We start from the raw sequence: 8,530 nt of genomic DNA on the forward strand, positions 1-8,530 counted from the left end.
CCACCGACCACTACCAGCTGCTGCTCGGCGTCCGCCGCGAACTGCCCGACCGGCTCCGGCACGTGGAGATCGGCGGAGGCTCGGGCGGCGCGGAGGCGCGCCTCTACGACGCCGCCCACGACCCGGACCTGACCCGGACGCTGCTGGACGCGCTGGCGGACGAGGCGTCCATCGGCCCGCTGCGGTTCCACCGCGTGGACGGCGCCCGCATCCGGACGGACCTGGCGAGCCTGCCCATCACCACCGAGCAGAGCAACACCTCGCTGCTGTTCGGCGACGCCTACATCTGCAAGCTGTTCCGGCGCCTCAGCAACGGCGTGAACCTCGACCTGGAGGTCAACCTCGCACTCACCCGCCGGGGCTGCGCGCACGTCCCGGCCGTGCACGGCTGGATCGAGCTGGAGCCGGACGCGCCCGGCGCGGAGCCCGTCACGCTCGGGCTGCTGTCGGACTACCTGCACACCGGCGCGGAAGGCTGGAGCCTGGCGATCGCGAGCGTCCGCGACTGGTTCGCCTACCCGCTGCCGCCCGGCGACGAGTGGGCGGAGCTGGACGCGAGCGGCGCGGGCGGCGACTTCGCCGCCGAGGCCGAGCGGCTCGGCGCCGCCACCGCGCAGGTGCACCGGGCGCTCGCCGACGCCTTCGGGGTGACCACCGTCCCGGCGGAAGAGGTGCGGGCGATGGCCGCCCGGATGAACGCGGAGCTGACCGCGACCTGCCGGGCCGTGCCCGGACTGGCGCCGCACGCCAAGGCGCTCACCGGGGCGTTCCTGGACCTGGCCGCGCGGGCGGCGCCGATGCCCGTCCAGCGGGTGCACGGCGACTACCACCTCGGCCAGGTGCTGCGCACGGAGTCGGGCTGGGCGCTGCTGGACTTCGAGGGCGAGCCGGCCCGCGCGGAGAGCGAGCGCCGCGCCCTCGCGCACCCGCTGCGCGACGTCGCCGGGATGCTGCGCTCCTTCGAGTACGCGGCGCGGTTCCTCATCACCAAGGCCGGCACGGTGCCGACCGAGTCGGGGCCGCACCTGGAGACGCGGGCGCACGCGTGGGCGGCGCGCAACCGGGCCGCGTTCTGCCGCGGCTACGCGGCGGCGGGCGGCGCAGACCCGGCCGCCCATTCGGTGCTGATGCACGCGTTCGAATTCGAGAAGGCCGTCTACGAGGTCCGGTACGAGGCGCGGAACCGGCCCGCCTGGCTCCCCGTCCCGCTCACCTCGCTCGCCCATCTGACCGCATGATCAAAGACACTGAAGCGCGCATCCAATTCGCCGTCATGATCATGTAAAATCGGCGATCTCTCCCAATCCCATGGCGATCAACGGGTACCCGGACTCTCGGCGGGGTGATCACCGCCGAGACACGACCCGAGAATGGGAGAACGGAGAGAACGAAATGTCCATCGGACGCCACTCACACCAAGACGACGCCGGAACCGGAGCATTCGACGGCCATACCGGCCGCACCCGGACGGGGGGCCGAAAACAGGGAGTGCTCCTCGCGGCCGCCACCGTCACCGCGACCGGGTTCGCGCTGGCGGTCCCGCTGAGCGCGCCCGCGCGGGCGGCGCTCAACCCCGCGGTCCTGGAGAGCCTGCACCTCGACTCCGCCACGCTGGCGAAGGTGCAGGCCTACGACCGGTACCGGACGCGGGAGGCGACCCAGCGGAAGAAGGCGAAGAAGGCGCTCAAGTTCGCCCGCAAGCAGATCGGCAAGCCCTACCGCTGGGGCGCCGACGGGCCGAACGCCTACGACTGCTCCGGCCTCACGATGGCCGCGTGGCGCAAGGCGGGCGTGCGGATCCCGCGGGTCACCTACGGGCAGTACCGCAAGGTCGACCGGAAGGTGAAGCTGAAGGACCTCGAACCCGGCGACCTCGTCTTCTTCCACGGCCGCAGCCATGTCGGCCTCTATGTCGGGCGGCACCGATTCCTGCACGCGCCCCATTCCGGCGCCAGAGTCCGCATCAACAAGATCGGTGCACGCCGGAAGAAACAGTTCGCCGGAGCGGTGCGCCCCGGCGCGCCCGAATACCGGGACTTCTCCGAGTCGGTGAAGGAACTGGTCGAGAAGATAGACCGGATGAGCGCGCAGAAGAGAGCCGACCAGAAACCGCCAGATAAGCAGCGGACCCCCGAAATTCCGCCGCCAGCCGACACCCTTCCCAAATCCCACGACAACTCCCCCGCGACCTCCCCCGGACGCACCCCGGCGAAACAGGCCGCGCCACCCGGCGGCCCCGCTCCCCGCCCGGGGGATTCCGCGGCACAGCATCCGCGAAGCGACGCGCCGTCGAAGAAGACGCCGCCGGACGAGACCCAGCCCGCCCCGAGGCCGCGGACCAGGCCGGCCGGGCACAAGTACGCGTTCCAGAACCACAACTGGGCGACGTACACGGGCCGCACCCCGTTCAAAGTGCTGACCTGACTCCACGCGCGCCCGCGACTCGCGCCGAACCCGCACGGAACCCGCGGAGCATCCGCCGCCATGGGCGCTCCCATGCCCATGGCGGCGGGCTCCAGCGGATCAACACGGCCGCATCAACCCGGCCGGATCAGCACGCCCGGATCAGCACGGCCGCGTCAACGGGGCCGGATCAACGGGACCGGATCAGCAGGGGCCGGGGGCGAGCGGCAGGCTCAGGATCTGGGCGTACATGCGTTCGGGGCTCGGGATGGCCGCGGGCTCCAGGAAGCCCGGCAGCAGCGGCGGTTCCCCGGTGAACGGGCGGATGCGCTCGTAGAGGGCCGGCGCGTCCGGCGGGCGCTTCTCCGGCTTCTTCTCCAGCAGGTCCTGGACGAGGGCGTTGAGCTCGGCGGGCACTCCCGGAAGCGGCGGCGGCTGCTCGCGGACGTGCTTGTCGAACACCGCGTAGGCGGTGGGGCCGGCGAACAGCTGCCGTCCGGTGAGCATCTCGTGCAGGACGCAGCCGAGCGCGTAGAGGTCGCTGCGCGCGTCCGCGACGCCCTGCTCGATCTGCTCGGGCGCCATGTAGGCGGGCGTGCCGAGGATCTGCCCGTGCCGGGTGAAGTGCGCGACGTCGGACCCGCCGAGGACGGCGAGGCCGAAGTCGAGGACCTTGACGCTGCCGTCCGGGCACAGCATGAGGTTCGTCGGCTTGAGGTCGCGGTGGCAGATCGACAGCGCGTGCGCCGCGGTCAGGACGGCGGCGGCCTGCGCGGTGATCCCGGCGGCCCACGGCACCGGGACGGGCCCGTGCTCGGCGATCAGGTCGGCGACGGTGACGCCGTCGATGAACTGCATGACCTGGTACAGCCGCTGGTCGAAGGCGCCGAAGTCGTAGAGGGTGGGGGCGCCGGTGTGCTCCAGCCGGGCGAGGATGCGCGCCTCGCGGACGAAGCGGCGCTTCAGCTCGTCGTCCGCGCCGCCGCCCGGCAGTTCGAGGAACTTCACCGCGACGCGGCGGCCGAGGCGCGTGTCGTCGGCGGCGTACACCGCGCCCATGCCGCCGCGACCGAGCGGCAGTTCGTCTAGCTCATACCTGTCGGCGATGAGCATGGTTCTCCCCGGGGGGTCGTCGGCCTGGATCTCGGCCTGGGTCATCGGCGGGGGCGGAGGTGGCCGTCCAGCAATCCGTCGAAGCTTAGCCGGATCAGCGCCTCCCCCAGTGACGACATTTCGCGCAATGTCTCGGTCAGCCGGGCCATCTCCTGGAACGCCCGGCCGTAGGCGCGCTGCCGGTCGAGGGAAAGCCGGGGGATGCGGGCGCGGCGCAGGTCCATGCGGCTCGACCCGGTGCCGGTGCGGGTGTGCGCGAACGTCAGGAACCCGGCGAGGAAGCCCGGGTCGAGCCGCTCCGGGTCCGGGCGGTAGCGGGTGAGGTAGGGGCCGAGCGCGGCGCCGCCGGTGGTGACGACGCGGGCGGAGCCGGCGGCCGTGGCGACCACGTCGCCGGGCTCCAGCATGATCAGGCCGGGGTCTGCGGCGGCCGTGCCGGACGGGTCCGTCCCCGCGCCGACGTCGTCCGCGGTGAGGACGGGGACGTCGCCGCCGGCCGGCAGCCGGGCGGGCGCGTGGCTGATCGCGACGACGCCGGCCTTGGCCAGCTCGGCGAGCGTGGTGAACGGCAGGGGCCGCTGATCGGGCAGCAGCTCCACCGCGGGCGGGACGGGCGCGGCGGCGGCCAGCCGGCCGAGCGCCTCGGTGAACCGGTCGGCGAACGCCGCGCCGCTCTGCGGGGGGCGGTGCCGGGCGGGGCTGAGGTCGACCTCGTCGTCCAGCAGGTCGATGACCGGGACGCAGAACTCGCCGTCCGCGCGGCGCTCCCAGGCGCGCTCGGCGCGGCCGAGGTCGCCGCCGGCGTCCAGCAGCAGGACGGCGGCGGGCGGCGGCTCGGCGGGTCTCGGGCGGCGCAGCAGCCACAGGTCGGGGCCGCCGGGCGCGAGCGTGAGCACGGCGCGCAGCGCGCCGGCCCGCAGCAGGTTGGCGCGGATGCGGCGGCCGGGGCGGCGGCCCGCGACGGCCGCCGGCAGCAGCAGCGCCGCGCGGCCGCCCGGCCGGACGTGCGCAAGGCAGTGCTGGACCCAGGCCAGCTCGGGCTCGCCGCGCGGCGGCAGGCCGTACTCCCAGCGCGGGTCGCCGGCGAGGTCCTCGTGGCCCCAGGCCCGGTCGCCGGACGGCGGGTCGCACACGACCGCGTCGGCGACCTCGCCGGGGAAGCCGTCGCGGCGCAGGGAGTCGCCGGCGGCGACGCCGGCGGGCGTCCCGGCGAGCAGCAGCCGGACGGCCGCGATGCGGGCGGCGGCCGGGTCGGCGTCCTGGCCGAGGGCGCGCCGGGCCCCGGGCGCGGCCAGCAGCAGCGTGCCGAGCCCGCACGCGGGGTCGAGGACGACGTCGCCGTCCCGGCAGGCGAGGCGGGCCATCAGCCCCGCCACGTCCCCGCGCGTGAGGTCGAGGCGCCGCGAGTGCGCCCGGACGTAGCGCCGCAGGAGCAGTTCGAAGGCGGCGGCGTGGCCGTGCTCGGCGGCGAGGTCGGCGAGCATGCCGGGAAGGGCGGGGTCGTCCGGTTCGAGGGCGGGCGGCGGCACGGCGTCCCCCGCGGCTCCGCCGCGCAGTTCGAGGAGGCGCAGCCCGGCCCAGCCGACGAGGTCGGCGAGCCGGAAGTCGTCGCCGGCCGCGCGGAGCCGCTGCCACACCCGGTCGCCGAGCGACACCTCGAACGGCTTGCCGTTGCGCCGCAGCCAGTCCTCGACGTCGGCGAGGGAGAACAGCGGGCTGGTCGCGGTGCCGCCGACCGGGCGGGGGAAGTCGCCGTGGCGGCGCCGCCAGTTGCTGACCGTCGCGCGGCCCACGCCCACCAGCCGCGCGATGTCGCCCGCGGTCACCCCGGGGTCGCCGCTCATCGGCGCCCGAGCCGGGCCAGGCGCCCCCGGGACGCGGCGCCGACCATCTGCGGCCGCTGGTCGCGCGCCCCTCCCGCGGGGACGACGTCCGCGACGACGCAGGTGATGTTGTCGTGTCCGCCGGCCCGGTTCGCGAGGCGGATGAGCCGCGCGACGGCGTCCGCCGGGGACGCCTCCTCCGCCAGCGCCGCGCGCATCGCGTCCGGGGGGACGAAGCCGGAGACGCCGTCGGAGCACAGCAGGTACCGGTCGCCGGGCAGGGCGTCGTGCCGGAACAGGTCGGGCTCGCCGCTGCCGCCGCTCTGCAGCGCCCGGACGAGCACCGAGCCGCGCGGATGGTTCACCGCCTCCTCGGGGGTGAGCCGGCCGCCGTCCACGAGCGTCTGGACCATCGTGTGGTCGCGGGTCAGCTGGAAGAGGTCCCCGCCGCGCAGCAGGTAGGCGCGGGAGTCGCCGATGTGCGCGACCGCGAAGCGGCGCCCGTCCCAGGCCATCGCGGTGAGCGTCGTGCCCATCCCCGCCAGCCGCGGGTCGCGCCGGCCGAGGTCGTCGAGCCGCGCGGACACCTCGGCGACGCCGGCGGCCAGGGCCGCGGCCGGGTCGTCGCCGAACGGCAGCCCGGCGACGGTCGTGATCGCGGTCCGGCTGGCGAGGTCGCCGTGCGGGTGCCCGCCCATCCCGTCGGCGACCGCGAGCAGGCGCGGACCGGCGAACGCGGAGTCCTCGTTCGTCTTCCGGCGCCTGCCGACGTCCGTCCCGGCGGCGAAGCGCAGCGTCTGGTGAGCCATGCGTCTCAGGGAAGCACGCTAAAACACAATTCACAAGCATTCTCGTCCAACACCTTGCTTGCACAAGGCCCTCGCGGAAGTCGGGCGGATCGGGCAGATCACCTGATGTTGCAGCGTGCCCGCGTGTCCGGAACGGGCGACATGATCTCCCTCTCATGATCTCTTGGTGCCCGCCCGGCACTGGGCGCCGGGCGGGCCCGGCCCGCCGGTGGGCGTTCCGGATATTCCGGATCTCCGGTCGCCAGGACGTTGCGATTCGCTTACCCGGCCGTGGGCATCGCCGCAGGCCGCAAGGGCATCAACAAGACTCTTGCGACTTTCGGGGCGATTGGGAGGGACGCGATGTGGGACTTCGCGGGCCGTGACACCGCTATCGACCTGGGCAGCGACACCGTGCGGATGCACGTGCGGGACCGCGGCGTGGTGTGCCGCGAGCCGTCCGTGCTCGCGCGGTCCAGAGAGACCGGGCGCATCCTCGCGCTGGGCCGGCCCGCGAAGGAGATGGCCGGGCGCAACCCCGACGTCACGCTCGTCCGGCCGATCCGCGAGGGCGCACCGACGGAGACCGACGAGGCCGAGTACCTGATGCGGCACCTGGTCCGCCGGCACCACCGGCGCCACTACACCGCCCGCCCCCGGCTCGTCGTCACGGTGCCGAGCGGGATGACGTCCGTCCACTACCGGGCGCTGCAGTTCTCCGCCTACCAGGCCGGCGCGCGGCGGCTCACGCTCGTGCCGACGCCCATCGCCGCCGCCATCGGCATGGAGATGACCACGTCCACGCGGCCGGACATCGCCGTCATCGCGTGCATCGGCGCGGACGTCACCGACGTCGGCGTCATCGCGTTCGGCGGCCTCGTCACCTCGCACACCGCGCACGTCGGCGGGTCGGCGCTGGACAAGGCGATCGTCGCGATGGTCCGGCGCGAGCACGGGGTGGTGCTGGCGCAGTCGGCCGCGGAGACCGCGAAGCTGGAGGTCGGCGCGGTGCCGCCGCTCGGCCGGCGGCCGGTGCGGCAGACCGTGGTGACCGGCCGCGACATCGCGAGCGGGATGCCGCGCGAGATCGTCCTCACCACGCTGGACATCGGCCGCGCGATCGCCGCGCCGGTCGCGGAGATCGTGTCCGCGATCGGCACCGGGCTGACCGGCTGCTCCCCGGAGATCTCCGGGGACCTGCTGAGCGTCGGCATCACGCTGACCGGCGGCTGCGCCCGGCTGCCCGGCCTGGAGCGGCTGATCAGGGACAGGACCGGGCTGGAGGCGCGGCTCGGCGACGACACCGGCGACGCCGCCGTGCTCGGCGCCGGGGAGGTGCTGCGCTCCGCCGGGACGCAGGAGCCGTCCGCGCGCAGGTCGGCGCCGCGCCCGCACGTGCTGACGACCCTGCCGGAGTACTGATCCGGCCGCCGGGCGGGGCTAGACTGCCGGTCCCATGAGCGACGCACCCGGGATCGACGGGCCTGGAAGCCCCCGCCTGGAGGAGGTCTCGGACGGGATCTTCGCCTACGTCCAGCCGGACGGCACCTGGTGGATCAACAACACCGGCTTCCTCTCCGGGACGCGCGGGGTGGTGAGCGTCGACGCGTGCTCGACCGAGCGCCGCACCCGCGCGTACCTGGAGGCGATCCGGTCGGTGACGGACCGGCCCGTCCGGACGCTGGTCAACACCCATCACCACGGCGACCACACGTTCGGCAACTACCTGTTCGCGGGCGCGACCGTCGTGGGCCACGAGGGGACGCGGGCGGGCGCGCTCGCGTGGGGCAAGCCGTTCGACGAGCCGTTCTGGACGAAGGTGGACTGGGGCGCCATCGAGGTCGAGGCGCCGTTCCTCACCTACACCGACGGCGTGACCCTGTGGGTGGACGACCTGCGCTGCGAGGTCCGGCATGTCGGGACGCCCGCGCACACCACCAACGACTCCATCGTGTGGATCCCCGACCGCCGCGTCCTGTTCTGCGGCGACCTGCTGTTCAACGGCGGCACCCCGTTCCTGATGCAGGGGTCGGTCGCGGGCGCGATCAAGGTGCTGGAGGAGGTCGTCGCGCCGCTGGACGCGGAGACGATCGTCCCCGGGCACGGCCCGGTCGGCGGCCCCGAGCTGATCGGCCGGGTGCTCGGCTACGCGCGGTTCGTGCAGGAGACCGCCGCCGCGGCGAAACCGGCCGGGCTGACCCCGCTGGAGGCGGCGCGCGAGGCCGACCTCGGCGCGTACGCGGAGCTGACCGACCCCGAGCGGCTGGTCGGGAACCTGCACCGCGCCTACGCCGAGCTGGACGGCCTGCCGCCGGGCGGCGAGATCGACCTGGCCGCCGCGCTGAACGACATGATCGCCTTCAACGGCGGCCGCCCCCTCACCTGCCGCGCCTGAGCCGCCGC

General features: G+C 74.5%; 7 protein-coding genes. 4 read left to right on the forward strand and 3 right to left on the reverse strand.

Annotated features, from left to right (window positions below; all coding sequences use genetic code 11):
• Together ACIWVC_RS10015 and ACIWVC_RS10020 are read left to right on the forward strand one after the other, a co-directional pair.
• A partial coding sequence (locus tag ACIWVC_RS10015) for a phosphotransferase (RefSeq protein WP_396454024.1) occupies positions 1-1,238 on the forward strand: 1,238 nt, incomplete at its 5' end.
• Positions 1,239-1,488: 250 nt separating this feature from the next.
• Positions 1,489-2,424 (forward strand): C40 family peptidase, encoded by a 936-nt coding sequence (locus ACIWVC_RS10020; protein ID WP_396454025.1) that lies wholly within the window; start codon positions 1,489-1,491, stop codon positions 2,422-2,424.
• A gap of 183 nt (positions 2,425-2,607) precedes the next feature.
• On the opposite strand, the gene ACIWVC_RS10025 is transcribed toward ACIWVC_RS10020, so the two are convergent.
• From ACIWVC_RS10025 to ACIWVC_RS10035, 3 genes are read right to left on the reverse strand one after another with little or no spacing between them, the layout of a single operon-like run.
• A complete protein-coding gene (locus ACIWVC_RS10025) occupies positions 2,608-3,561 on the reverse strand; it encodes a serine/threonine-protein kinase (protein ID WP_396446943.1) in 954 nt (317 codons plus the stop codon).
• Positions 3,558-5,360 carry an N-6 DNA methylase gene (locus ACIWVC_RS10030; RefSeq protein WP_396446942.1) on the reverse strand — a complete coding sequence of 601 codons (1,803 nt, stop codon included), beginning with the start codon at positions 5,358-5,360 and terminating at the stop codon, positions 3,558-3,560. Before ACIWVC_RS10030 ends, ACIWVC_RS10025 begins: the two co-directional genes overlap by 4 nt.
• Entirely contained in the window at positions 5,357-6,148 is a 792-nt protein-coding gene (locus ACIWVC_RS10035) for a PP2C family protein-serine/threonine phosphatase (protein ID WP_396446941.1), read from the reverse strand. Before ACIWVC_RS10035 ends, ACIWVC_RS10030 begins: the two co-directional genes overlap by 4 nt.
• Before the next feature lie 270 nt (positions 6,149-6,418).
• On the opposite strand from ACIWVC_RS10035, the gene ACIWVC_RS10040 reads away from it, so the two are divergent.
• Both ACIWVC_RS10040 and ACIWVC_RS10045 read left to right on the forward strand, forming a co-directional pair.
• On the forward strand, positions 6,419-7,549 hold the full coding sequence (locus tag ACIWVC_RS10040) for a rod shape-determining protein (RefSeq protein WP_396454026.1): 1,131 nt from the start codon (positions 6,419-6,421) through the stop codon (positions 7,547-7,549).
• Between the two features lie 34 nt (positions 7,550-7,583).
• On the forward strand, positions 7,584-8,522 hold the full coding sequence (locus tag ACIWVC_RS10045) for an MBL fold metallo-hydrolase (protein WP_396454027.1): 939 nt from the start codon (positions 7,584-7,586) through the stop codon (positions 8,520-8,522).
• Positions 8,523-8,530: the final 8 nt, after the last annotated feature.

Source organism: Actinomadura sp. (genome assembly GCF_044508335.1).
Lineage (GTDB): Bacteria > Actinomycetota > Actinomycetes > Streptosporangiales > Streptosporangiaceae > Spirillospora.

What these genes read in the sequence shown, in the direction of transcription:
- ACIWVC_RS10025 (WP_396446943.1), bottom strand. Translation starts at nt 3,561, where the DNA reads ATGACCCAGGCCGAGATCCAGGCCGACGACCCCCCGGGGAGAACCATG.
- ACIWVC_RS10030 (WP_396446942.1), bottom strand. Translation starts at nt 5,360, where the DNA reads ATGAGCGGCGACCCCGGGGTGACCGCGGGCGACATCGCGCGGCTGGTG.
- ACIWVC_RS10035 (WP_396446941.1), bottom strand. Translation starts at nt 6,148, where the DNA reads ATGGCTCACCAGACGCTGCGCTTCGCCGCCGGGACGGACGTCGGCAGG.
- ACIWVC_RS10045 (WP_396454027.1), top strand. Translation starts at nt 7,584, where the DNA reads ATGAGCGACGCACCCGGGATCGACGGGCCTGGAAGCCCCCGCCTGGAG.